The sequence below is a fragment of the Streptomyces sp. NPDC048291 genome, assembly GCF_043201715.1.
In the GTDB taxonomy this organism is placed as follows: domain Bacteria; phylum Actinomycetota; class Actinomycetes; order Streptomycetales; family Streptomycetaceae; genus Streptomyces.
This window is the reverse complement of the sequence record NZ_JBICZC010000019.1, coordinates 138,412-163,338: the sequence shown is the minus strand read 5'-3', so window position 1 is coordinate 163,338 and position 24,927 is coordinate 138,412. Positions and strand designations below refer to the sequence as shown.

Below are 24,927 nucleotides of genomic sequence, written 5' to 3'. Positions count from 1 at the left end.
CGAACCGTCCCAGGGGCCGCAAGCCGAGGTGTCCCGAGGGGCGACCGCTCGATAGCAAGGTGCTGGAGGATCCGTGGACCTGTCCCTGTCGACCCGTACAGTCGGCGATCGTACGGTCGTCGAGGTCGGTGGCGAAATCGACGTATATACCGCGCCCAAGCTGCGCGAGCAGCTGGTCGAGCTGGTTAACGACGGGAATTTTCACCTCGTCGTCGACATGGAGGGCGTGGACTTCCTCGACTCCACCGGGCTCGGCGTACTGGTCGGCGGCCTGAAGCGGGTGCGTGCCCATGAGGGCTCGCTGCGCCTGGTCTGCAACCAGGAGCGCATTCTGAAGATCTTCCGTATCACCGGCCTCACCAAGGTGTTCCCGATCCACACCTCGGTCGAGGAAGCGGTGGCGGCCACCGACTGACCCCGGGCCGGCCGACGTACCCCGGACCGCCGATCGGTCCGTGCCGTCCGGCCGGCCCTCGGCACGGCCTCGTCCCCGCACGCGCCAAGCGCTGTACGGACGTCCGTGTCACCCCCGCCCGTTCGGGCCCGCGTGTCCGTGCCGGCAGCCGTGCACGGGCCGCAGTGCCCGCGGCGGACGCAATTCATCGGGGGGATCCGGGTTCTTCGGCGGCCCGGCCCCCCACCGCACGCCCGTAGTTCCGAGGGGGACGTATGGCCACCGTTGAACTCCGCTTCAGCGCGCTGCCCGAGCACGTCCGCACCGCCCGACTGGTGGCGGCGGCGGTGGCTCGCAGGGCCGGAGTGGACGAGGCCGTGCTGGACGAGGTCCGGCTGGCCGTCGGCGAGGCCTGTTCCCGTGCCGTGGGTCTGCACCAGGCCGCCGGCATCACGGAGCCGGTGCGGGTGGCGCTGATCGAAGAGGAGAAACAGTTCTCCATCGAGGTCGGCGACGAGGCACCCCGTTCCGTTCCCGGCGACCGGTCATCCGGTGGCACGGCGGACGCGGACGTGGAGGCCGAGGAGGACGAGATGGGCCTCGCGGTCATCAGCGGTCTTGTGGACGACGTGGAGGTCACGGCCGGGGAGTACGGCGGGTTGATCCGCATGACCTGGCCGACGACCCCGCCCGGAGTCGCGCTCACCTGAGAGCTGCTCCGCGTCACCCCGTCTGCGTACCGAAGGGCCCCCTGCGTGGGGGCCCTTCGGCGTGTCCGGACGTCCGCGCCCCGCGCCACCTGCGGCTGGTCGTACAGTGATCTCGTGTTATGGATTTAGTGAATTCTTTCACGATCAATAGGGCCGTAATTCGATCAAGTAAACGCCGCCGTCAATGCTTTTAGGGCATTACCGCTTTCGGGTTCGCCGGCATGGCCTCGATCATTTGCTGAAGAGCACGAGTAGGCCAATTCCGTTTACCGTCCCCTGTTTAGATCACTCGCGGGTACCTAGAATCCGTCCACATCTTGAGCTCAGCCCAAGCGTCAAGGAGGACGAATGGCGGGGCTTTCTACCCCTCATCAGTTGGGCCATCACCCCACAACCCTCGCAGCCGCAGTCCTGACCGACGACAACCGGGTCCTGGTGGCGGTCATCGCCGTCGTGGCGCTGGCCGCGCTCGTGGTCGCCTGGATCCTGGTGCGCCAGGTACTCGCGGCGGGCGAGGGCACCGACAGCATGAAGAAGATCGCGGCGGCGGTCCAGGAAGGCGCCAACGCCTATCTGGGCCGGCAGTTGCGCACGCTCGGCGTATTCGCCGTCGTGGTGTTCTTCCTGCTCCTGCTGCTGCCCGCGGACGACTGGAATCAGCGCGCCGGCCGGTCGATCTTCTTCCTGATCGGCGCGGTGTTCTCGGCGACCACCGGTTATATCGGCATGTGGCTCGCCGTGCGCAGCAATGTGCGCGTCGCCGCGGCGGCCCGGGAAGCCACCCCGGCGGAAGGCGAACCGGAAAAGGATCTCACCGCCGTCTCGCACAAGGCCATGAAGATCGCTTTCCGCACGGGCGGCGTCGTCGGCATGTTCACGGTGGGGCTCGGCCTGCTCGGCGCCTCCTGTGTGGTGCTGGTGTACGCGGCCGACGCGCCGAAGGTGCTCGAAGGCTTCGGTCTCGGTGCCGCCCTGATCGCCATGTTCATGCGTGTCGGCGGCGGCATCTTCACCAAGGCCGCCGACGTCGGCGCCGACCTGGTCGGCAAGGTCGAGCAGGGCATTCCGGAGGACGACCCGCGCAATGCCGCGACCATCGCCGACAACGTGGGCGACAACGTCGGCGACTGCGCGGGCATGGCGGCCGACCTCTTCGAGTCGTACGCCGTGACCCTGGTCGCCGCGCTGATCCTCGGCAAGGCGGCCTTCGGCGACTCCGGACTGGCCTTCCCGCTCCTGGTGCCGGCGATCGGCGTGCTCACCGCGATGGTCGGCATCTTCGCGGTCGCCCCGCGCCGCACCGACCGCAGCGGCATGAGCGCCATCAACCGCGGCTTCTTCATCTCCGCGGTGATCTCGCTGGTGCTGGTCGCGATCGCGGTCTTCGTCTATCTGCCCGGGAAGTACTCCGACCTCGACGGGATCTCCGACGCGGCCATCCGGGCCAAGGACGGCGACCCGCGGATCCTCGCGCTCGTCGCGGTCGCCATCGGCATCCTGCTCGCGGCCGTCATCCAGCAGCTGACCGGCTACTTCACCGAGACCAACCGGCGTCCGGTCATGGACATCGGCAAGACCTCGCTGACCGGCCCGGCCACCGTGGTCCTCGCCGGCATCTCGGTCGGTCTGGAATCGGCCGTCTACACCGCGCTGCTGATCGGCCTCGGCGTCTACGGCGCGTTCCTGCTCGGCGGTACGTCGATCATGCTCGCGCTGTTCGCGGTGGCGCTGGCCGGCACCGGCCTGCTCACCACGGTCGGTGTCATCGTCGCCATGGACACCTTCGGGCCGGTCTCCGACAACGCCCAGGGCATCGCCGAGATGTCCGGGGACGTCGAGGGCGCGGGCGCGCAGGTGCTCACCAACCTGGACGCCGTCGGCAACACCACCAAGGCCATCACCAAGGGCATCGCCATCGCCACCGCCGTCCTCGCGGCGTCGGCGCTCTTCGGGTCGTACCGGGACGCGATCACCACGAACGTGCAGGACGTGGGCGCGAAACTCAGTGGTGCGGGCTCCCCGTTGACGTTGTCGATGGACATCTCGCAGCCCAACAACCTGGTCGGCCTCATCGCCGGCGCGGCGGTCGTCTTCCTCTTCTCCGGACTGGCCATCAACGCCGTGTCGCGGTCGGCGGGTTCGGTGGTCTACGAGGTGCGGCGGCAGTTCCGCGAGCACCCCGGGATCATGGACTACACGGAGCAGCCGGAGTACGGCAAGGTCGTCGACATCTGCACCAAGGACGCCCTGCGCGAGCTGGCCACGCCGGGACTGCTCGCCGTGATGGCGCCCATCTTCATCGGGTTCACCCTCGGTGTCGGCGCGCTCGGTTCCTACCTCGCGGGCGCGATCGGCGCGGGCACCCTGATGGCGGTGTTCCTGGCCAACTCCGGTGGTGCCTGGGACAACGCCAAGAAACTCGTCGAGGACGGCCACCACGGCGGCAAGGGCAGTGAGGCCCACGCCGCCACGGTCATCGGCGACACGGTCGGCGACCCCTTCAAGGACACCGCGGGCCCCGCGATCAACCCGCTGCTCAAGGTCATGAACCTGGTCTCCCTGCTCATCGCTCCCGCGGTGATCAAGTTCTCCTACGGCCATGACAAGAGCATCGGTGTCCGGATCGTGATCGCGGTCCTCGCGCTGCTCGTGATCGTCGGTGCGGTCTACGTCTCCAAGCGGCGCGGCATCGCCGTCGGCGACGACGAGGACAGTGCCGAACGGGTGGCCAAGTCGGCCGATCCCGCGGTGGTTTCGTAGGCGGTCTTACGACGCCCACCGGTCCCTCGCGAGAGGGGACCGGCCAAGGAGCGGGCGGACGGCGCGTGCTGACACGCCGTCCGCCCGTTTCGTGTGCCGGGGCGCTTCCGGTTTGCCGCACGCGGGAGCGCGCCGGAGTGTGCCGGAGCGCGGTCGTGCGCGCTCGTGCCTGGGGGCGGGGGTGTGCGCGTCGTCTCGTCGTGAGCCTTCTCTCCCTGGAGCGAATCTACCCAAAAGCATATTTAATGGGTGCTTCCATGATGGTGCTGTCCGTCCGCCGTGTAGATTCCGGGGGCCGAGAGCCATGGAAGGGACCGATCCGGTGAACAAGAAGCTCGCGGCCGCACTGTCCGGCGGTGCGGTACTGGCAGGAGCGCTGTCCGGGTGCAGCAGCGGTGACAAGGGCCCCGACCCGAAGCTGATCGCCTGGGCCAAGACCGTGTGCGACGCGGTTCCGGCGCAGGACGCGAAGATCAAGGCGGCGAACGAGGCGATCTCCACGACGGCCTCGGACACCACGAGTTCGGCCGCGACCATCCAGAAGACCGACTCCCAGGCCTTCCAGGACATGTCCGACGGCTACAAGGCGCTCGCCGCGGCCATCAGCAGCGCCGGCGCGCCCCCCGGGGTGGACGACGGCGCCAAGCGCCAGCAGAACGTCGTCACGACCCTCAACAGCCTCTCCGCGTCCTACGCCGACCTGAAGAAGAAGGTCGACGCGCTCGACACCAAGAACCAGGCGAAGTTCGCCTCCGGTCTGCAGGACATCGCCTCCCAGACGACACAGCTGGAGGCACAGAGCAAGAGCGGGACCGCGGCCCTGAACGCCCTGGAGCAGGGCGAGGTCAAGGATGCGATCGCCGAGCAGGCCAGCTGCAAGAAGGTCTCCGCCACGACGTCGACCGGAGGGTCGGTTCCGTCGTCGACCGCTTCGTCGTCGGCCTCGTCCTCCGCGTCGACCTCGGGCTGAGGCGAGGCCGAGCCCCGGGGACCGCGCCGGGGCCGAGGCAGAGGCAGAGGTGGGAACCGGGGCGGTGTGCCGTACCGGCTCCGGTGGCCTGCGGCCGTGTGCTGAGCCCGTGGCCGGGCCCGGCCACGGGCCACAATGGAGGGCGTGACTGACTCCGGCCTCGCCACCCTGCCCGCCTCCGACCGCCCCGACGCCGCCGCCCGGCTGCGCGCCGCCCTGCTGGGCTCCTCGTTCACCGCCGACGGCCTGCTCGACCTGCTCGGCGCGCCCGCCTACGCGGCGCTGGCCCGCAGCGAGACGGTGCCCGCGCTGCGGGCGACCCGCGGGGACACGCCGCTGGAGACGCTCGTCCGGCTGTTCCTTCTCCAGCAGCCCGTGCCGCACGCGCGCGTGGCCGGCGTCCTGCCCGTCGACGACCTCCTGGACAGCGGCTGGCTGACCCGTGTCGGCGGCGACGAGGTCACGGCCACCGTGGACGTACGGCCCTACGGCGGGCCCGACGGCGAGGACTGGTTCATCGTCTCCGACCTCGGGTGCGCCGTCGGCGGCGCGGGCGGCATCGGCCAGCGGCACGAAGGCGTCGTCCTCGGGGTCGGCGGCGCGTCCACGACCCTGGCCGGCATCACCGTCCGCACGCCCGTGGCCGCCGCCCTCGACCTCGGCACCGGCTCCGGCATCCAGGCGCTGCACGCCGCCCAGCACGCCACGCGCGTGACGGCGACGGACCTCAACCCCCGCGCGCTGCACATCACGGCGCTCACGCTGGCGCTCTCCGGCGCACCGGCGGCCGACCTGCGCGAGGGCTCGCTGTTTGAGCCGGTGAAGGAGGACGAGACGTACGACCTGATCGTGTCCAACCCGCCGTTCGTCATCTCTCCCGGAGTCCGGCTGACATACCGGGACGGCGGGATGAGCGGGGACGATCTGTGCCGCTCGCTCGTTCAACAGGCCGGGGAACGGCTGAACGAGGGCGGGTTCGCGCAGTTCCTCGCCAACTGGCAGCACGTCGCGGGGGAGGACTGGCAGGACAGGGTCCGGTCGTGGGTGCCGCGCGGCTGCGACGCGTGGATCGTGCAGCGCGAGGTGCAGGACGTCAACCAGTACGCCGAGCTGTGGCTCCGGGACTCCGGCGACCACCGCGGCGACCCGGCGGAGTACCAGGCGCGGTACGACGCGTGGCTGGACGAGTTCGAGGCGCGCAAGGTGAAGGGGGTGGGATTCGGCTGGATCACGTTGCGCAGGACCGGCGCCGCCGTGCCCTCGGTCACCGTCGAGGAGTGGCCGCATCCGATCGAACAGCCGCTCGGCGAGGCGATCCGCGCGCACTTCGACCGCCTCGACTACCTCCGTGACCACGACGACGCGGACCTCCTGGAAGGTCACTTCAGGCTCGCCGTCGAGGTGGTCCAGGAGCAGGTCGGGCTGCCCGGCGCCGAGGACCCGGAGCACGTGGTGCTGCGCCAGCACCGCGGGATGCGCCGCGCGACCAAGGTGGACACGGTGGGCGCCGGGTTCGCAGGGGTGTGCGACGGCTCGCTGAGCGCGGGGCGGATTCTCGACGCCATCGCGCAACTGACGGGCGAGGATCCGGTGTTGCTGCGCGACCGTACGCCCGCTCAGATCCGGCTGCTGGTGGAGCAGGGGTTCCTGGAGCCGGCGGTCTGACGGACCGGAAGACGTGTCCGGCGGCCCGCGAGACACGCCGGGAGAAGAAAAAGGCCGGAAAAATCTGGTCGGAACGTTCGCACCGCGGTTCGTCGCTGGTCCGTCGCCGGTCCACGGTCGGTCCATGGCCGGTCCCGCGCCGGTCCATCGCCGGTCCGCGACTCGTCCGCAGATCGGATGTTCGAGTGACCTCCGGCCGCTCGTTCACCTCGATTTCGCCCGTCGGCCTCCCACCCGCCGCCCGCCCGTGCCAGTCTCCGGGCGCTGGGCAGTCACGGGCGGCAGGGAAGGGGCGCGCGGGCCATGGAGAGCGGACCGGCGATCTTCGCGGGGGTGGTGTTCGCCCTGTTCGGAGGTGCGCTGCTGGTGTGGACCGGCATCCGGATCCGGCGTGGCGAACCCGTCGCCCAGGGTGTGAGTCAAGTCGCATCGGCGACCCTCGCGAGCCTCGCCGCGGTGATCGCGCTGGGCCTCGGGACGTACTGCCTGACCCGCCTCTGAAGGCGCCCCGCCGGTAATCGGAGCATCACGCTCCGGACAGGGCCCGGGGGGCGACCCGGGACTCCGGGCGGCAGGAATGGCGGTAGTCGGGTTACCGTTCGAGTGGCCGTTGTGGGCTTTTCCCGTTTGACACGGGGGCGGGATGTACCGTCACACTCCGCAGCGTCACCAAGTGAGCGGGCATCCGTGCCCGTGCCACGACCCCGGGAGCAAGGCCTGGGGAGGCCCCAGCGTCGACCGGAGAGAAGAGCGAAGTTGTCCCCGACCAGCGAGACCGCACAGGGCGGCCGCCGACTCGTCATCGTCGAGTCCCCTGCCAAGGCGAAGACGATCAAGGGCTATCTGGGCCCCGGATACGTCGTCGAAGCGAGCGTCGGGCACATCCGTGACCTTCCCAACGGCGCCGCGGAGGTGCCCGAGCAGTACACCGGCGAGGTCCGGCGCCTCGGCGTGGACGTCGAGCACGACTTCCAGCCCATCTACGTGATCAACGCCGACAAGAAGGCGCAGGTCAAGAAGCTCAAGGACCTGCTCAAGGAGTCCGACGAGCTCTTCCTCGCCACCGATGAGGACCGCGAGGGCGAGGCCATCGCCTGGCACCTCCAGGAGGTCCTCAAGCCGAAGATCCCCGTCAAGCGGATGGTCTTCCACGAGATCACCAAGGACGCGATCCGGGCCGCCGTCGCCAACCCGCGCCAGCTCAACCAGAAGCTCGTCGACGCCCAGGAGACCCGACGCATCCTCGACCGCCTCTACGGCTACGAGGTCTCGCCGGTCCTGTGGAAGAAGGTCATGCCGCGCCTGTCGGCCGGCCGTGTCCAGTCCGTGGCGACCCGGCTCGTGGTGGAGCGGGAGCGCGAGCGCATCGCGTTCCGGTCCGCCGAGTACTGGGACCTGACCGGCACCTTCGGGACCGGCCGGGCCGGTGACCCGAGCGACCCGTCGTCGCTGGTCGCCCGCCTCCAGGCGGTGGACGGCAAGCGCGTCGCCCAGGGCCGTGACTTCGACTCGCTGGGGCAGCTCAAGAGCGCGAACACCCTCCACCTCGACGAGGCGAACGCCCGCGCGCTCGCCGCCGCCCTGGAGAACACCCGGTTCTCGGTCCGCTCGGTCGAGTCCAAGCCGTACCGCCGCTCGCCCTACGCCCCGTTCCGTACGACGACGCTGCAGCAGGAGGCGAGCCGCAAGCTCGGCTTCGGCGCGAAGGCCACCATGCAGGTGGCCCAGAAGCTGTACGAGAACGGCTACATCACGTACATGCGTACGGACTCCACGACGCTGAGCGAGACCGCCATCGCGGCGGCCCGCGCCCAGGTCACGCAGCTGTACGGCGCCGACTACCTGCCGGCCCAGCCGCGGACGTACGCCGCGAAGGTGAAGAACGCGCAGGAGGCGCACGAGGCGATCCGCCCCTCGGGAGATCGTTTCCGCACCCCCGCCGAGACGGGTCTCACCGGCGACCAGTTCAAGCTCTACGAGCTGATCTGGAAGCGGACCGTCGCCTCCCAGATGAAGGACGCGACCGGCAACAGCGTGACGGTCAAGATCGCCGGCGCCGCCGCCGACGGCCGGGACGTCGAGTTCAGCGCCTCCGGCAAGACGATCACCTTCCACGGCTTCCTCAAGGCCTACGTCGAGGGCGCCGACGACCCGAACGCCGAGCTGGACGACCGCGAGCGCCGGCTGCCGCAGGTCACCGAGGGCGACCCGCTGTCCGCCGAGGAGATCACGGTCGACGGGCACGCCACCAAGCCCCCGGCCCGCTACACCGAGGCCTCGCTGGTCAAGGAGCTGGAAGAGCGCGAGATCGGCCGCCCGTCGACGTACGCGTCGATCATCGGCACGATCCTCGACCGCGGCTACGTCTTCAAGAAGGGCACGGCCCTCGTGCCGTCGTTCCTCTCCTTCGCCGTGGTCAACCTCCTGGAGAAGCACTTCGGCCGGCTGGTCGACTACGACTTCACCGCCCGGATGGAGGACGACCTCGACCGCATCGCCGCCGGCCAGGCCCAGGCCGTGCCGTGGCTGAAGCGCTTCTACTTCGGCGAGGGCGGCGAGGACACCGCCACCGGCGGCGCGGCCGACGCGGGCAACGGCGACGGGGACCACCTCGGCGGCCTCAAGGAGCTGGTGACCGACCTGGGCGCGATCGACGCGCGCGAGGTGTCGTCGTTCCCGGTGGGCAACGGCATCGTGCTGCGGGTCGGGCGCTACGGCCCGTACATCGAGCGCGGCGAGAAGGACTCCGAGGGCCACCAGCGCGCGGACGTCCCGGAGGACCTGGCCCCCGACGAGCTCTCCGTCGAGCTCGCGGAGGAGCTGCTCGCCAAGCCGAGCGGCGACTTCGAGCTGGGCGCCGACCCGGAGACCGGCCACCAGATCATCGCCCGTGACGGCCGCTACGGCCCGTACGTCACCGAGGTGCTCCCCGAGGGCACCCCGAAGACCGGCAAGAACGCGGTCAAGCCGCGCACGGCCTCGCTCTTCAAGTCCATGTCCCTGGACACGGTCACCCTGGCGGACGCGCTCAAGCTGATGTCGCTGCCGCGCGTCGTCGGCGCCGACGCCGAGGGCCAGGAGATCACCGCGCAGAACGGGCGCTACGGGCCGTACCTGAAGAAGGGCACGGACTCGCGTTCGCTCACCTCCGAGGACCAGCTCTTCACGATCACCCTCGAAGAGGCGCTGGCGATCTACGCCCAGCCCAAGCAGCGCGGCCGGGCCGCCGCCAAGCCGCCGCTGAAGGAGCTGGGCACCGACCCGGTCAGCGAGAAGCCGGTGGTGGTGAAGGACGGCCGCTTCGGTCCGTACGTCACCGACGGGGAGACCAACGCGACCCTGCGCTCCGGCGACAGCGTCGAGGAGATCACCCCGGAGCGCGGCTACGAGCTGCTCGCCGAGAAGCGGGCCAAGGCGCCCGCCAAGAAGACGGCGAAGAAGGCGCCCGCGAAGAAGACCGCGGCTGCCAAGAAGGCGGCACCGGCGAAGAAGACGGCGGCCAAGAAGACCGCCGCGAAGAAGACGACCACGGCGACGGCCGCGAAGAAGACGGCCGCCAAGAAGGCCACGGCCGCCAAGACGGTCGGAGAGGACTGAGCCGACCCGTCGGCCCGTCTTCGAGCGGCGGTCGCGGAGTCGCCGAACCGGCCGTCCCGGGACGGCCGAGGCGCTCTCGGGTCCTCACGTCGGCTTCGCATTGTGCACGCCCCGGCATCAACTTGGTGTCGGGGCGTGTCTACCTGTGGACGGTCGCGACAGGCTGTCTGCGGCTGCCGATAGGCTGAAAGCATGACGCGAGCCGAGCAGCCAACGGCCCCCCAGACAGACCCGGACGACGCGCTGGTAGCGGATTCCCGCGAGCGCGCCGTCCGTGCGCTGCTGCGCCGACCCGACCTGAGGCGCTTGTGGGGCGCCCAGCTCGTGAGCGGGATCGGCGACAGCCTCGCGCTGCTCGTCCTTGTCGTGCTCACGCTCCAGGCGGCCGTCGCCCAGGGCTCCTTCGGCGGCGGCTACCGCGGTGCGGCGCTCGCCGTGACGGTCGTCTTCGGGGTGCGCATTCTCGCCACCCTGCTCTTCGGCGCGGTCCTGCTGGGCCCGCTCACCACGCTGACCGCGCAGGACGGTCCGCTCGACCGCCGCTGGACCATGGTCGGCGCCGACGGCCTGCGCACGGTCCTGCTGATCATCGCGCCCCTGTGGATCGACTGGACCCCGGCGGACGCCCTGACGCTCGTCCTGGCGACGGCCTTCGTCACCGGGATCGCCGAGCGCTTCTGGACCGTCTGCCGGGAGAGCGCGGCCCCCGCGCTGCTGCCCGCCCCGCCCCCGGAGGGCGCGACGGTACGACCGCTGCCCGACCACCTGGACGCCCTGCGCCGCCTCTCGCTGCGGACGACGTTCCTGACGGTCCCGGTCGCGGCCGCCGCCCTGGTCGTCGCGTCGCTGGTCAACAACCTGCTGGGCACCGGCATCGCCTGGTTCGCCCAGCACCAGGCGGCCCTCGGCTCGTACCTGGCGGCGGGCCTGTTCGCCGCGTCCCTCTCGGTCCTGGTCTACCTGGAGGTGCCCGGCACGCGCACCCCGCGCGCGCGGTCGCCGCTGGAGGGCCTGCGCCGCCCCAAGACCGCCGCCGGCACCGATACCGGCCGCACCGGCGCCATCCCGATCCTGGTGCTGGCCTGCGCGGCCGTCGCCGGGGCGATCTCCGCCGCCGTCGCCGTCGCCGTGCTGCACGCCGCGGACCTGGGCGGCGGCCCGGTGCTGTACGGCCTGCTGGTGCTCGCCCTGACCGGCGGCGTCGCCGTCGGCATCCGTACGGCCCCCGCACTGCTCCCGACGCTCTCCCGCCGGCGCCTGCTGTTCCTGGCGATCGCCTTCACCGGCGTCGCACTGCTGGCCGCGGGCCTGGTTCCCGACGTCACCAGCGTGCTGCTGATCGTCGCGCTGGCCGGCATCGGCGCGGGCGTGGCCGCGAACACCGGGCACACCCTGCTCGACCAGGAGACCGAGGACTCCCGCCGGACGCGGACGACCGAGCACCTGCACGCTGTGGTCCGGGTCGCCGTGGCGCTCGGCGCGCTGATCGCGCCCCTGGTGGCCTCGCTGATCGGACCGCACCGCCTGGAGAACGGCAGGTTCGTGTTCGCGCACGGCGGTGCAGCGTTCACGCTGATGCTGGTCGGCGCGCTGCTGCTGCCGGTGGCCGCCCTGGTGCTCGCCAAGGTCGACGACCGCGCGGGCGTACCGCTCCGCCACGACCTGCGGGACGCGCTGCTCGGCGGCGACGACCCGGTGCAGGCCCCCACGGCCAACGGTTTCTTCATCGCCCTGGAGGGCGGCGACGGCGCCGGCAAGTCCACCCAGGCCGAGGCCCTCGCCGAGTGGATCCGGGCCAAGGGCCACGAGGTCGTCCTCACCCGCGAGCCCGGCGCCACCCCGGTCGGCAAGCGGCTGCGCTCGATCCTCCTCGACGTCTCGTCCGCCGGCCTCTCGCACCGGGCGGAGGCCCTGCTCTACGCCGCCGACCGCGCGGAGCACGTCGACACCGTCGTCCGGCCCGCCCTGGAGCGCGGCGCGGTCGTCATCTCCGACCGGTACATCGACTCCTCCGTCGCCTACCAGGGCGCGGGCCGCGACCTGTCCCCGACCGAGGTCGCCCGCATCAACCGCTGGGCGACCGCCGGACTCGTCCCGCACCTGACCGTCCTGCTGGACGTCGAGCCGGAGACCGCCCGCGAGCGGTTCACCGAGGCGCCCGACCGGCTGGAGTCCGAGCCCGCCGAGTTCCACGCGCGCGTACGGGCCGGATTCCTCACCCTCGCCGCCTCCGACCCCGGCCGCTACCTGGTGGTCGACGCCGGCCAGGAGCCCGAGTCGGTGACCACCGTCATCCGGGCCCGGCTCGACACCGTGCTGCCGCTCTCCGAGGCCGAGGTCAAGGCCGCCGAGGAGGCGCGCAAGAAGGCCGAGGAGGAGGCCCGCCGCAAGGCCGAGGAAGAGGCCGCGCGCAAGGCCGAGGAGGAGCGCCTGGAGCGCGAGCGCCAGGAGCAGCTCGCCAAGCTCCGTGCCGAGGAGGAGGAGCGCAAGCGCCGCGAGCTGGAGGAGGCGCAGCGCCGCGAGGCCGAACGGCAGGCGGAGGAGGCCCGGCTGCGGGCCGAGGAGGCGCGCAGGCGGGCCGAGGAGGAGCAGGCCCGGCTGCTCGCCGAGGAGAAGACCCGCGCGGAGGCCGAGGCCCGCCGCAAGGCCGAGGAGGAACAGCGCCGCAGGCAGGCCGAGGAGGAGGCCCGGCTGCGTGCCGAGGCCGAGGAACGGCGCCTGGAGAAGCAGCGCAAGGCCGAGGAGGCCCTGCTCAAGGCCGAGCAGGCGCGGCGCGCCGCGGCGGAGGCGGCGGCAGCGGCCGACGTGGCCGCCCAGCAGTCCGCCACCCGCCCGCCGACGGCTCCCGGCGTCACCCCGGAGGCGACGACCATGCCGACGCCGGTGGTGAAGCCGGAGGCAGCGGCAGGGCACGGCAAGCCGGAGGCCCGGGACGACGAGACGAAGGTGCTGCGCCCGGTGCGCGACGAGCGGGCGCCCGCTCCCCGGGAGTCCGCCACGGAGTCCGACGCCGAGGTGACGGCGGAGCTGCCGCAGCCGCCGGTGCGGCCCGTGGGCGCGGCCGACGAGACGGCGGTCCTGGCGCCGGTGACGCCGGGCGCCGCCGACGAGACGGCGGTGCTGCCTCCCGTGGGCGCCGCCGACGAGACGGCCGTACTGCCGCCGGTGCCGCCGCGAGCGGCGGACGAGACCGCGGTGCTGCCTTCCGTGCGCGACGACGCCGGTGCTCCCGCCGACGCCCCGGCGGACCGGATGCCGCCCGGCTTCTTCCGGGACGAGCGGGCGGGCGGGAACCCCGACGGCTCCGAGAGCCGCACCCGCGAGATGCCCCAGGTCGACGCGGACGCAGGCACCGACGGCTCGGCCCGGCGCCGGCGCCCCCGGCCCGACTGGGCCGAGGAGACCCCGCTGGACGACCTGCCGTCGCTGGCGGACGAGCTGCTGGGGTCGTACGAGGAGCCGGACCACGACGACGAGCGGGGCCGCCGGGGCCGCGGCCGGCGCGGCTGAGGGTTCTGCCGCGGGGGCGGTGCGGGTCGGGGATGCCGGCCGGCGCCGCCCCCCGTTGTCAGTGGGCACCCGCACAATGGAGGCCGGAGCACTGATCCGGCCCGTGGAATCCGGATCACGGAACCGGCCTGTGAGGGCCGGACCACGGACCCGGCGGACTTCGGCCCACGGAGACCGACGGGCCCGGGCCCGGATCCTCGTACCGGCACAAATGAACCGGTACATGTGAACCGGTACGTATTCGGCACATGTGACGAAAGGGCGGCGTGACCCATGACCGTGTGGGACGACCTGGTCGGGCAGGAGCGGGTGAGTGAGGTGCTCACCGCCGCCGCCCGGGACGCCGACGCCCTGGTCACCGCCGCCGCGACCGGCCAGCCGCCGCCCGAGTCGTCGAAGATGACGCACGCCTGGCTGTTCACCGGCCCGCCCGGCGCCGGCCGCAACCGGACGGCGCGGGCCTTCGCCGCCGCTCTCCAGTGCGTGAGCCCCGACCGCGCCCTGGGCGGTGTCCCCGGCTGCGGCTTCTGCGACGGATGTCACACCGCGCTGGTCGGCACCCACGCGGACGTCGCCACGGTCGCCGCCGTCGGCGCCGAGATCCTGGTCAGGGACATGCGCGACACGGTCCGCAAGTCGTACACGGCCCCGGCGACCGGCCGCTGGCAGATCATCCTGGTCGAGGACGCCGAGCGGCTGAACGAGAAGTCGGCCAACGCCGTCCTCAAGGCAGTCGAGGAGCCCGCCCCCCGCACGGTCTGGCTGCTCTGCGCGCCCTCGCTGGAGGACGTGCTGCCCACCATCCGCTCCCGCTGCCGCCACCTGAACCTGCGCACGCCCTCGGTGGACGCGGTCGCCGACATGCTCGTCCGGCGCGAGGGCGTCGAGCCGCAGGCCGCCGCGGCCGCGGCCCGTGCCACCCAGGGGCACGTCGACCGGGCCCGCCGGCTGGCCACCGACCCGGCCGCCCGCGAGCGCCGCGCGGCCGTGCTGAAGCTGCCGTTGCGGCTGGACGAGGTCGGCGCGTGCCTGAAGGCCGCCCAGGAGCTGGTGGACGCTGCGGCGGAGGACGCCAAGCAGCTCGCCGAGGAGATGGACGGCAAGGAGACCGAGGAGCTGAAGGCGGCGCTCGGCGCGGCCCAGGGCGGTCGCCTTCCGCGGGGTACGGCGGGCGTGATGAAGGACCTGGAGGAGATGCAGAAGCGCCGCCGCACCAGGACCCAGCGCGACAGTCTCGACGTCGCCCTCACCGACCTGACCGGCTTCTACCGCGACGTCCTCGCGCTCCAGCTGGGCTCCAGGGTCGCTATCGCCAACGCGGACGCCGAGGACTCCCTGGAGCGGCTCGCCCGCGCCGGCTCGCCCGAGGCCACACTGCGCCGGATCGAGGCGATCGCCGCCTGCCGGGGGGCCCTGGACCGCAACGTGGCGCCGCTGCTGGCGGTGGAGGCGATGACGATGGCCCTCAGAGCGGGCTGACGGCGCATCCGGCGGCATCCGGAGGCGCCCCCCGGACCTCCGGCGGCCTCCGGCGCCTTTGGCGTGCACGGCGTTGACCGGGGTCACCCGTACGAGCCACAGTCACCACGCACCGCACGGAGATCATTTCTCGGCGTTACGCTCGATTGATGCACATCAGGCGAATCCCCCGCCAGCACCGAATTCGACCCCGGGCCCGCACCCGGACCATGGCGGCCGCCCTGCTCTCGGCCGCCGCCCTGCTCGCCTCCGCGTGCTCCTCCGCGGGGAGCGCGTCGACGGCGACGTCGGCGTCCACGTCCGCGTCGGCCGGCACCGCCCAGCTGGCCGCGCTGCCCCGCTCGACACCGTCCGCGCTGGCGCCGTACTACGACCAGAAGCTCACCTGGCGCGACTGCGGCGTCCCCGGTTTCCAGTGCTCGACGATGAAGGCCCCGCTGGACTACGCCGAGCCCGGCGCGGGTGACGTCCGGCTGGCGGTCGCCCGCAAGAAGGCCACAGGCAAGGCGAAACCGCTGGGATCACTGCTGGTCAACCCCGGCGGACCCGGCGGCTCGGCGGTGGACTACCTCCAGCAGTACGCGGGCATCGGCTACCCCGCCGAGGTGCGGGCGCGCTACGACATGGTCGCCGTGGACCCGCGCGGAGTCGCCCGCAGCGAGCCCGTCGAGTGCCTGGACGGGCCGCAGATGGACACGTTCACCGAGACCGACATGACCCCCGACGACCAGCAGGAGACGGACCGGCTGGTCGAGGAGTTCAAGACGTTCGCGGAGGCCTGCGGGAAGCATTCGGCCCAGCTGCTGCGCCATGTCTCCACCGTCGACTCGGCGCGGGACATGGACATCCTGCGGGCGGTCCTCGGCGACCCGAAGCTGAACTACGTCGGGGCGTCCTACGGCACCTTCCTCGGCGCGACCTACGCCGGCCTCTTCCCGGACCGGGTCGGCCGGATGGTCCTGGACGGCGCGATGAACCCGTCCCTGTCGGCGCGCGAGCTGAACCTCCAGCAGACGGCGGGCTTCGAGACGGCGTTCCAGTCCTTCGCCAGGGACTGCGCGAAGCGCACCGACTGCCCGCTCGGCGACAAGGGCAGCACCCCGACGCAGATCGCCGACAACCTCAGCACCTTCTTCAAGAAGCTCGACGCACACCCCGTCCCGACCGGCGACCCCGACGGCCGCAAGCTGACCGAGTCCCTCGCGACGACCGGCGTGATCGCGGCGATGTACGACCAGGCCGAGTGGGAGCAGCTGCGCGACGCCCTGCACGCGGCGATGAAGGACAACGACGGCGCGGGTCTGCTCGCCCTCTCCGACAGCTACTACGAGCGGGACGCCGACGGCCGCTACTCGAACCTGATGTTCGCCAACGCCGCGGTGAACTGCCTGGACCTGCCGCCCGCCTTCACCAGCCCCGAGGGGGTCGAGAAGGCGCTGCCCGAGTTCGAGAAGGCGTCCCCGGTGTTCGGCCCGAACCTGGCGTGGGCGTCGCTGAACTGCGCGTACTGGCCGGTGCGGGCCACCGGCGAGCCGCACCGGATCGTGGCGAAGGGCGCCGCCCCCATCGTCGTGGTCGGCACCACCCGCGACCCGGCGACCCCCTACCCCTGGGCGCAGTCCCTGGCCCGCCAGCTCTCCTCGGGCCGCCTCCTCACGTACGTCGGCGACGGCCACACCGCCTACGGCCGGGGCAGCACCTGCATCGACTCCGCGATCAACACCTACCTCCTCCACGGCACCCCGCCGGCAGAGGGAAAGCGCTGCTCATAACCCCTGCGCCGGGCCCCGGAGCCCCTGCTCCGGGGCGTGTACGGAGCACCCCCGGAAACTGTGTAGACTTACCGAAGTCGCTGATCGCACCATAGTGCGGGCGACGCGCCGCTTTAGCTCAGATGGCCAGAGCAACGCACTCGTAATGCGTAGGTCTCGGGTTCGAATCCCGAAAGCGGCTCCATGGAAAGCCAGGTTGGACCCCATCTGACCTGGGCTTTTCTCATTTCTTTGATTGATTCGCGGTCTATACCACTGCCCCTGCGAGGCCCGCTCGAGGGCTGGATGGGTCCAAGACGGGACCGGAGTGGCTTACGCATTTGTAATGCGTAAGTCTCGGGTTCGAATCCCGGAAGCGGAGCCGAGGAAGGCCAGCGAGGCCCCCACTGAACTGGCCTTTTACCGGTCGGGGGGCGCGGGCTGCCAGCAGGACGACGACTTCCCGCACCCAGCGGGTGACGGTGGTGCGGTGTATCTCGTTGCCGCCGGCCAGGTCGCCGGGCTGCTGGTCACAGCGCAGCACCGCCAGCACGATGGCGGCGATTCTCCCGGCGGCCAGGGTCCGCCACCGGGAGCCGATCTTCTTCAGGTGGCTGCGTATCAGGTCGGCGGAGTAGTTCAGGGTAGAGGTCGACAGCGGCAGGCGGGCGGTGTGAACAAGGTCGTCAGGGTCCTCGGCGCGGGGATTGTTTTTCATCAGAACTGACCGGCACCGTCACACGCTGACGTCAATGCCCGTTCCGGCAGGCAGCCAGCAGAAGCGGTCCCGGATCTCGGCCGGGGCCGAGGCCAGGTGCCGTTCGATGGCTTCACGGTTCTCGCGGAAGTGGTGCCAGCCCTCGTAGTGGATGGGGAAGGCGGTTCGCGGAGTGAGCAGACGGCATAGTTCGACAGCTTGAGTGGCCGTCATGGTGTAGCGGATCGGACCCGTCAGGGGAAAGCGTACGCCGCCCATGTGCAACAGGGCGGTGCCCACGTTCAGGCGACGGGCGATGTGTCGTACGCCGTCGTAGAGGACGGTGTCTCCGGAGATCCACAGCGCCCCGTGTTCTTGCCCCGTCCAGTGGAGCGCGAAGCCGGTGACGTCCCCGGTGATCGGCCGGGACAGCGGCGGTCCGTGGCGGGCGGGGGTCGCGGTGACATCGATCGTCGTGCGTCCTGGGGCCTGCAGGCGTGTGCTCGACCAGGGTGCGAGGCCACGGGCATTGCCGCTGAGTCGTCGTGCTCCGGACGGTGTGGTGAGTACGACGTCCGCGGTCGGCAGCAGGGAGCGCCCGGCCGAGTCGAGGTTGTCGCCGTGGTGGTCGTGGGTGAGCAGGACGGCGTCGACCGGCGGCAGGTCCGCGGCGGCGAGGGCGGGGCCGGACGTCTTGCGGGAGGAGGTTCCCCAGCCGAACGAGTAGCGGCGCCCCGGCGGATCGAATGTCGGATCGGTCAGCAGCCGCCAGCCGCCGACCTCGATCAGTGTGGTCGGGCCGCCGATGTGGGTGACGCGGACGTCGGTCATGCGGTGATCCCTTCCGATGGCCCGGGACGGCGGGCAGGGCCGCCGTCCCGGGCGTGCTGGTGGCTACCGGGCCTGCGACAGGGCCCACGACAGTGCGTGGTCCGCGACCTCCTCCCAGCCCGGTGAGGCCGGCATCAGGTGCGGCTGCCCCGGATACACCTTGACCTCCGTGACGGTGTTCGACATGTAGTGCTTGGCATTGGACTGCTGGACCTGGGGCGGCATGAGATGGTCCAGCTCGCCGGAGAGGAACAGCAGCGGTGCGCGGTCGTCGTTGTGGTAGTTCACCCAGACGTCCTGATGGCCGGGCTGGAGGTTGGCCAGCACGCTGTTCCACAGGATGCGGCCCGACGCGGGGATGGCGTAACGCTCGTAGAGCGCCCGGGACTCGTCTTCGGAGAAGGTGTTGGTGAAGGCGTAGTGCCACTGCTCATGGCTGAGGCCGACCGCCTTGTGGTGGTTGGCGGGGTTCTTCAGCACGGGGAAGGTGGCCTTCACCTGGCTCAGCGGGACCACCTTCACGCCTTCGGTGGGCGCGGAGTTGATGGCCACTCCCGCCGCGCCGAAGCCGTGGTCGAGCAGGACCTGGGTGAACGCCCCGCCCGCCGAGTGGCCGATCAGTATGGGCGGCTTGTCGAGCCCGCGGATCACGTTCGCCAGGCTTTCGATGATCTGCGGGGCAGTGACCTTCTCGATCGGGGTCGGGTCGGCGTTCAGGGACTCGACCTCGACCTCGAAGCCGGGGTAGGCGGGCGCGAGCACGCGGTAGCCCTGCTTCTCGTAGCGGTCGATCCAGTGCTCCCAGCTGCGTGGCGTCACCCAGAAGCCGTGGATCAGGACGATGGTGTCCGGTGCGGTCATCGGTGTTCCTTCCCGGGCGTCAACGGGTGGCGGCGTGAGCGGCCAGGATCTGGCGGACGACGGCGTCGGGGTGGGACATCATCACGACGTGGGAGGAGCCCTTCACCTCGACGGTCGTGCTCCCGGCGCGCTTGGCCATGAAGCGTTGCACTGCGGCCGGGATGACGTTGTCTGCGGAGGGGATCACGTACCAGGACGGCAGGCTCTTCCAGGCCGGCACGCCGCTGGCGGACGCCAGTCCCCCTACGCTGCCGGGGCGCTGGGTGGCCGCCATGAGCCGCGTCACGGAGGTCGGCAGGTCCTTGGCGAAGACCTCGTGGAACTTCGCCGGGTCGATGTAGCCGTCCGTGCCGGTCGTGCCGTCGGGCAGCGGGAACGGGTGGGTCACCAGTGCGTCCGGCAGTTTGCTGCCCGGGAACATGCCAGCCAGTTGCAGCGCGCTCTCGCCCTCGTCAGGCGCGAACGCCCCGACGTACACCAGTGCCTTGACGTTGGCGTGCCCGCGCCCGGCGTTGGTGATGACCTCGCCGCCGTAGGAGTGGCCGACCAGGATGACCGGGCCGGAGATGGCGTCGATGACGCTGGATACGTACGCTGAGTCGCCCGCCAGGTCGCGCAGCGGGTTGGCCGGGGCGATGACCGTGAACCCGGCCCTCAGCAGCCGGGCGATGACGTCGTTCCAGCCGGAGGAGTCGGCGAACACGCCGTGCACGAGCACGACGGTCGGTTTCGTACCGCCGCCCGAGCGGGCGGAAGCCGAGGCGGGGGCGGCGCCGAGCGTGACCGCTCCCGCCACGAGCAGGCCGCCGAGAACGCGACGGCGCGGCTGACCTTCGGGAGTCATGCGGCGGTTCCTTCCGTGGTCAGGAGTTGAGGAAGTCCAGCAGGTCGGCGCCGAGCTGTTCCTTGTGCGTGTCCGTGATGCCGTGCGGCGCTCCCGGGTAGACCTTCAGCGTCGCGTTCTTGACGCGGTCCGCCGACGCCTTGCCGCCCACCTCGAAGGGCACGACCTGGTCGTCGTCGCCGTGGATGACCAGCGTGGGTACGTCGACGGCGTCCAGGTCGGCGCGGAAGTCGGTGGCCGAGAAGGCCGCCACGCACTCGTATGCGCCTCGGTGCCCGGCCTGCAGGCCCTGGCGCCAGAACGCGTCCCGGATGCCCTGGGAGACGTCGGCGCCGGGTCGGTTGTGGCCGAAGAACGGTCCGTCCGCCAGGTCCCGGTACAGCTGCGAGCGGTCGGCGAGCGACCCGGCGCGGATCGCGTCGAACACCTCGATCGGTACGCCCGCGGGGTTGTCGTCGGTCTTGAGCATGAAGGGCGGTACGGCGGAGACCAGCACGAGCTGCGCGATACGGGCGGTGCCGTGCCGCCCGATGTAGCGGGCGACTTCGCCGCCGCCGGTGGAGAAGCCGACGAGGGTCACGTCGCGCAGGTCGAGCGTGTCGATGAGGGTGGCGAGGTCGTCGGCGTAGGTGTTCATCTCGTTGCCGTGCCAGGTCTGGGGGGACCGGCCGTGCCCGCGGCGGTCGTGGGCGATGGCGCGGAAGCCGTTCGAGGCGAGGAACAGCTGCTGTGCCTCCCAGCTGTCCGAGTTCAGCGGCCAGCCGTGGCTGAGCACGACCGGCCGGCCCGTGCCCCAGTCCTTGTAGTAGATCTGCGCTCCGTCGCTTGCGGTGACGTACGGCATGGAATGCTCCCGTCTGCAGGATCTTTCCGGTCGCCCCAGCGTCGGCGAGGACGGACGGTGCTCGAATCCCGTGGAGCGCGTAGTCGTGACCGGGCTCAGTCGTCCAGGGCCTGGTTGAGTTGCCGCCGGGACGTCACGTCGAGCTTCCGGAAGATCTTCCGCAGGTGGTAGTCGACGGTGCTGGCGCTGATGTAAAGCTGGGCGGCGATCTCGGCGTTGGTCGCGCCGCTCTTGGCGAGGCGGGAGATCTGGTGTTCCTGCGGGGTGAGCGTGTTAGTCGGCCCGGCCGTCCCGCGCTGGGGGTGCGCCCCCGTGGCGGCAAGTTCCTGGGCGGCGCGCGCCGCGTATCCCGCGGCCCGCATGGCGTCGAACATCGCGACGGCTGTGCTCAGGTGCACGCGGGCGTCCTTGCGGCGCTTGCGGCGACGCAGCCACTCGCCGTACAGCAGGTGGGCGACCGCGAGATCGGAGCGCGCTCTGGTGCCCGCGAGCAGGGTGATCGCCTCACGGTACAGTGGCTCGGCGTCGCCGACGGCTGCGAGCAGCGCGCTCGAGCGGGCCAGCAGGCCCAGGGCCCAGGGCGTGCCGGAGGCCGTCGCCCGGGAGGCCAGTGTGCCCAGTGTGGTCGTGGCGAGGACCCGGTCGCCGCAGCGAACGGCCGCCTCGACGAGGTGAGGGAGCAGCCGGGAATGCACTCCGAGCACGTCGTGCTCGATCAGTTCGTGTCCGATGGTGCGTGCCTCGGCGTAGTCGCCGCGGCTGAGGGCCAGCACCATCATGCCGATGCGGGCGATCGACTCGACCGCGCCGCTGCCGAGCCAGGTACCGGCCTGCATCGATCCGCGCAGGACGGTGTCCAGATCCTCGTGCTCGCCGTGCCAGGCGAGCAGTTCGGGATGCCGGTAGATGGCCCACACGTCGTCGTTCGCGCCGATTGCAGCACGAATGTGATGCCCCTCGGCCAACAGGTCGTCGGCAGCGGCCAGCTCGCCGAGATTGGTCTCGAACATCGTGGCGCAGTAGAGGGCGGTGTCCAGCTGCCAGAGGGCGCCGGTCCGCCGGGCGACGTCAGCCGCCCGCTCGATGACGGCGGTGTGCGTCCGCTCGTCCCACAGGATCATCGACATGGTGATGGCGGGCAGATAGCCGCGCAGCACCTCCTCCTCGGGGGTGTCCGGGTCCAGTACCACGGCGCAGGCCCGCCGCAGATGGGGTACGGCGCGTTCGTAGCCGTCGGTGGCCAGGGCCGCGAAGCCGCGCAGCACGAGGTCGACGCCGCTCGCCTCACCGGTGCGCGGCACCAGCGTCTCCATGGCCCGGGCGATCTCGGCCGGCGTCGTGTCCCGCATCAGATGCTCGGCGGTGATGGTGCGGTCGATCGCCCTCAGGAGCGCCTCACGAGCCAGGTCCGGAGCGCCGTCGGAGAGGAACTGGGCGGCGCGCACGCACAGCGCCGGCGCGTGCGCGAACGAATCCGCGCGGCCCAGTGCGATGGCCGTGGTCGCCCGGACCAATAGCGCCCGGCCCTGGCCGGCGTCGCCGAGCAGCTCCGCGTCGATGCCGTCCAGCAGCGACTCCGCCTGAAGCGGCGCACCGGACCGAAGCGCCGCCTCGGCGGCTGCCAGCAGTCGCCCTGCTCGCACCTCGCCTTCTGGCGTCAGCTCGGCTGCCCGGGTCAGGAACGTGGCGCGCGCGGCGTAACCGCCCCGGGCGCCCGCCCGGTCGGCCACACGTTCCACTTCCGCGGCGACGGCGGCGTCCGACCCGATCGCGGCCGCGGCGAGATGCCAGGCCCGCCGGTCGCTGTCGGCCGGGCGGTCGGTGACCTCCGCCAGCGCGCGATGCGCCCGCCTTCGCTCGACGCTGGTGGCGCCGCTGTACACAGCCGACCGCACCAGCGGATGGCGGAACTCCGCGGCAGCGCGCAGCACCACCAGACGCGCGGCTTCGGCCGGGCCGGAAGCCTCCGTCGCGATCCCGAGCCGGCCCGCGGCGCTCGTGAGGTAGCCGAGGTCGCCACCCGGCTCGGCGGCGGCGAGCAGCAGCCAGGTCTGCGTCGGCTCCGGCAGCTCGCGGACCTGCTGGAGGTAGTGTGCCTCCAACCTGCCGCCCACCGGCAGCGGTTCGGGCAGCGCCAGCCCTCCGGCGAGCTGGTCCGCGGACAGCTCCTGCCCCAGGTCAGCCAGCGCCAGCGGGTTCCCGGCCGTGGCGGCCACGATGCGCGCCGCGACACGGGCGTCGAGCTGTCCGGGGACGGTCTCCCGCAGCAGTTCCAGAGCGAACTCGTCCTCCAGGCCGGCGACTTCGGTGTGTGAAAGGCCCGGAGGCACGTGGAAACCGGTCCGCGCGGCGAACAGCAGGCCCACGCCCTCGGCGTGCACCCGCCGGCCCACGAAGGCGAGCACACCGAAGGACTCCTCGTCGAGCCATTGGGCGTCATCGACGCAGGCCAGCACAGGCCGCTGCTTCGCGGCCTCCGCAAGGAGCGTGAGCGTCGCGAGACCCACCAGGAACGGGTCAGCGGACCGATCGTCGGCGAGCCCACACGCCACCCTCAGCGCCGCGCGCTGGGTCTCAGGCAACGCCCCGGGCTCCTTGAGATCGTCCAGGAACGGCACGAGCAGTCGGTGCAGCGCCGCGAACGGAAACCCAGACTCCGCATCCACCCCCGCCACCCGCAGAACGCGCAGGTCGGCTGCCTCCGCGGCCGCATGATCCAGCAAGGCGGTCTTACCAATGCCGGCGTCACCACGAAGGAGAACGACACCGCTCAATCCCTCGCGCAGATCCGCGACAATCCGGTCAAGGGCCTCACGTTCCCTGACCCGCCCCTTGAGCATCACACCGACACCTTTCAGAAAGGTCGGGTGGCAAGGTCAACGGCAACGCGGTCCCCCCACGTACACACTGCTCCCGCACCCTCCGCTGGTGCTGCCCATCCTGCATATGCTCCCCCGAACTTGCATGAGACTTTCATAACTCATATTCCCCCCTCCGCTTTCTCGCTGCTCCTCCATCGGCCGGACCAGGCTGTGACCCCGCCGATGTGCAGCGACGTCGTATCGATCTCGAACTCCGATACACGTCGTCGCTTCGCTCGACCCCGGCGGAGCCGGGTTCGGGGTCAGGGCAGCAGCCGGCGCACACGCCTTGCGTACTGGGGTCGTATGCCGGTGAGGTAGACGGGAAGGTGGTGCAGCCCCCAGCCGGGACTGAGGGCCGGGGCGACGCGCTGGTGATCAGCATCGCCGAGGAAGTCGGCGGCGTCATCATCTCCAACGACAACTTCGCGCCGTTCCAGAAGGCGAACTCTTGGCTCCGCGACGCGGGGCGGGTACTCGGAGCCACTCACTCCCAGGGGGTAGGGGTCTTCAACCGGCGCGCACCGAATGCGGCGGCGCCCGCACGGCCGAGGTGACGCGCTCGGGGCGACGAGGCGCGGACTGCCGCAATCGCGACGGCGGTTCCGCAGGCCGCGCCAGGACGGCAGGATAGGGCCTCTTCGCGTCGCAAGGTCTCTGTGCTGGACGCGCCTTTGCCGCCCGGCCTGAGCTGGAGTCCTACCCGGCTGGGGCCCGGTCGGCCTGCCGACAGCACATCCCTGGGTCCGGGATGGGTCCGGAAGGACAGTGAAACCCCGTGAACGATCACCGCGTCTGGGATGGGCGCATACAAGCTGACCTGCACAGACGGGGGAAACGGGGGAGGCCAGGGAACGCCGGGGCAATGATCTTGCGTTCTCGTAATGCGTAGGTCTCGGGTTCGAATCCCGAAAGCGGCTCCACTGAAGCCCAGCTCAGACGGTGTCTGAGCTGGGCTTTTTCGTTCATTGCCGGACGGGCTCTCCGTAGCGGGGTCGGTAGAGGGGGCCGGGTCTACCCGGCGTGTGGCGAACAGTAGTTCAGCGGGCGCGGCGGCTTCGAGATCGGCACGCCGCCCCCCGGCGAGGTTGGTTCTTCCCCTCGGGCTTCGCCTGCTTCGTGGTTCGGTCGGTGTCGGCCGTCTCCGACTCGG

General features: G+C 71.3%; 15 protein-coding genes and 3 tRNA genes. 13 read left to right on the top strand and 5 right to left on the bottom strand.

What is annotated here, in order from left to right; genetic code table 11:
* Nucleotides 1-73: 73 nt before the first annotated feature.
* The 12 genes from bldG (at nt 74) to ACGF5O_RS42375 (ending at nt 17,218) form a co-directional block, all read left to right on the top strand.
* The gene (gene bldG, locus ACGF5O_RS42430) at nt 74-415 is read left to right on the top strand and encodes an anti-sigma factor antagonist BldG (protein ID WP_010986038.1); all 342 of its coding nucleotides are present in this window, start codon (nt 74-76) and stop codon (nt 413-415) included.
* Between the two features lie 254 nt (nt 416-669).
* Nucleotides 670-1,104 (top strand): ATP-binding protein, encoded by a 435-nt coding sequence (locus ACGF5O_RS42425; protein ID WP_393815282.1) that lies wholly within the window; start codon nt 670-672, stop codon nt 1,102-1,104.
* Nucleotides 1,105-1,452: 348 nt separating this feature from the next.
* Nucleotides 1,453-3,864 carry a sodium-translocating pyrophosphatase gene (locus ACGF5O_RS42420; protein WP_393815281.1) on the top strand — a complete coding sequence of 804 codons (2,412 nt, stop codon included), beginning with the start codon at nt 1,453-1,455 and terminating at the stop codon, nt 3,862-3,864.
* A 304-nt stretch (nt 3,865-4,168) separates the two neighbouring features.
* Entirely contained in the window at nt 4,169-4,834 is a 666-nt protein-coding gene (locus ACGF5O_RS42415) for a small secreted protein (protein WP_393815280.1), read from the top strand.
* Between the two features lie 135 nt (nt 4,835-4,969).
* Nucleotides 4,970-6,499 carry a methyltransferase gene (locus ACGF5O_RS42410; RefSeq protein WP_393815279.1) on the top strand — a complete coding sequence of 510 codons (1,530 nt, stop codon included), beginning with the start codon at nt 4,970-4,972 and terminating at the stop codon, nt 6,497-6,499.
* Between the two features lie 303 nt (nt 6,500-6,802).
* Nucleotides 6,803-7,000, top strand: a complete 198-nt coding sequence (locus ACGF5O_RS42405; protein ID WP_393815278.1) for a hypothetical protein — start codon at nt 6,803-6,805, stop codon at nt 6,998-7,000.
* A gap of 255 nt (nt 7,001-7,255) precedes the next feature.
* On the top strand, nt 7,256-10,096 hold the full coding sequence (topA, locus tag ACGF5O_RS42400; protein ID WP_393815277.1) for a type I DNA topoisomerase: 2,841 nt from the start codon (nt 7,256-7,258) through the stop codon (nt 10,094-10,096).
* A 192-nt stretch (nt 10,097-10,288) separates the two neighbouring features.
* Nucleotides 10,289-13,606: a dTMP kinase gene (tmk, locus tag ACGF5O_RS42395; protein WP_393815276.1), complete on the top strand. Its 3,318-nt coding sequence runs from the start codon at nt 10,289-10,291 to the stop codon at nt 13,604-13,606.
* A 273-nt stretch (nt 13,607-13,879) separates the two neighbouring features.
* Nucleotides 13,880-15,085 (top strand): DNA polymerase III subunit delta', encoded by a 1,206-nt coding sequence (locus tag ACGF5O_RS42390; RefSeq protein WP_393815275.1) that lies wholly within the window; start codon nt 13,880-13,882, stop codon nt 15,083-15,085.
* 149 nt (nt 15,086-15,234) lie between these two features.
* Nucleotides 15,235-16,857: an alpha/beta hydrolase gene (locus tag ACGF5O_RS42385; protein WP_393815274.1), complete on the top strand. Its 1,623-nt coding sequence runs from the start codon at nt 15,235-15,237 to the stop codon at nt 16,855-16,857.
* Nucleotides 16,858-16,964: 107 nt separating this feature from the next.
* A tRNA-Thr gene (locus ACGF5O_RS42380) sits at nt 16,965-17,041 on the top strand.
* An 85-nt stretch (nt 17,042-17,126) separates the two neighbouring features.
* Nucleotides 17,127-17,218: transfer RNA gene (locus ACGF5O_RS42375), tRNA-Thr, on the top strand.
* 354 nt (nt 17,219-17,572) lie between these two features.
* Here the strand turns inward: ACGF5O_RS42375 and ACGF5O_RS42370 are convergent.
* The 5 genes from ACGF5O_RS42370 to ACGF5O_RS42350 form a co-directional block, all read right to left on the bottom strand.
* Nucleotides 17,573-18,364, bottom strand: coding sequence for an MBL fold metallo-hydrolase (locus ACGF5O_RS42370; protein WP_393815273.1), 792 nt, complete (start codon nt 18,362-18,364; stop codon nt 17,573-17,575).
* A gap of 63 nt (nt 18,365-18,427) precedes the next feature.
* A complete protein-coding gene (locus ACGF5O_RS42365; RefSeq protein ID WP_393815272.1) occupies nt 18,428-19,225 on the bottom strand; it encodes an alpha/beta hydrolase in 798 nt (265 codons plus the stop codon).
* A gap of 19 nt (nt 19,226-19,244) precedes the next feature.
* Nucleotides 19,245-20,069: an alpha/beta fold hydrolase gene (locus ACGF5O_RS42360; protein ID WP_393815271.1), complete on the bottom strand. Its 825-nt coding sequence runs from the start codon at nt 20,067-20,069 to the stop codon at nt 19,245-19,247.
* A gap of 19 nt (nt 20,070-20,088) precedes the next feature.
* Entirely contained in the window at nt 20,089-20,913 is an 825-nt protein-coding gene (locus ACGF5O_RS42355; protein WP_393815270.1) for an alpha/beta fold hydrolase, read from the bottom strand.
* A 95-nt stretch (nt 20,914-21,008) separates the two neighbouring features.
* A complete protein-coding gene (locus ACGF5O_RS42350; RefSeq protein WP_393815367.1) occupies nt 21,009-23,753 on the bottom strand; it encodes an AAA family ATPase in 2,745 nt (914 codons plus the stop codon).
* An 867-nt stretch (nt 23,754-24,620) separates the two neighbouring features.
* On the opposite strand from ACGF5O_RS42350, the gene ACGF5O_RS42345 reads away from it, so the two are divergent.
* Nucleotides 24,621-24,697, top strand: a tRNA-Thr gene (locus ACGF5O_RS42345).
* Nucleotides 24,698-24,927 lie beyond the last annotated feature (230 nt).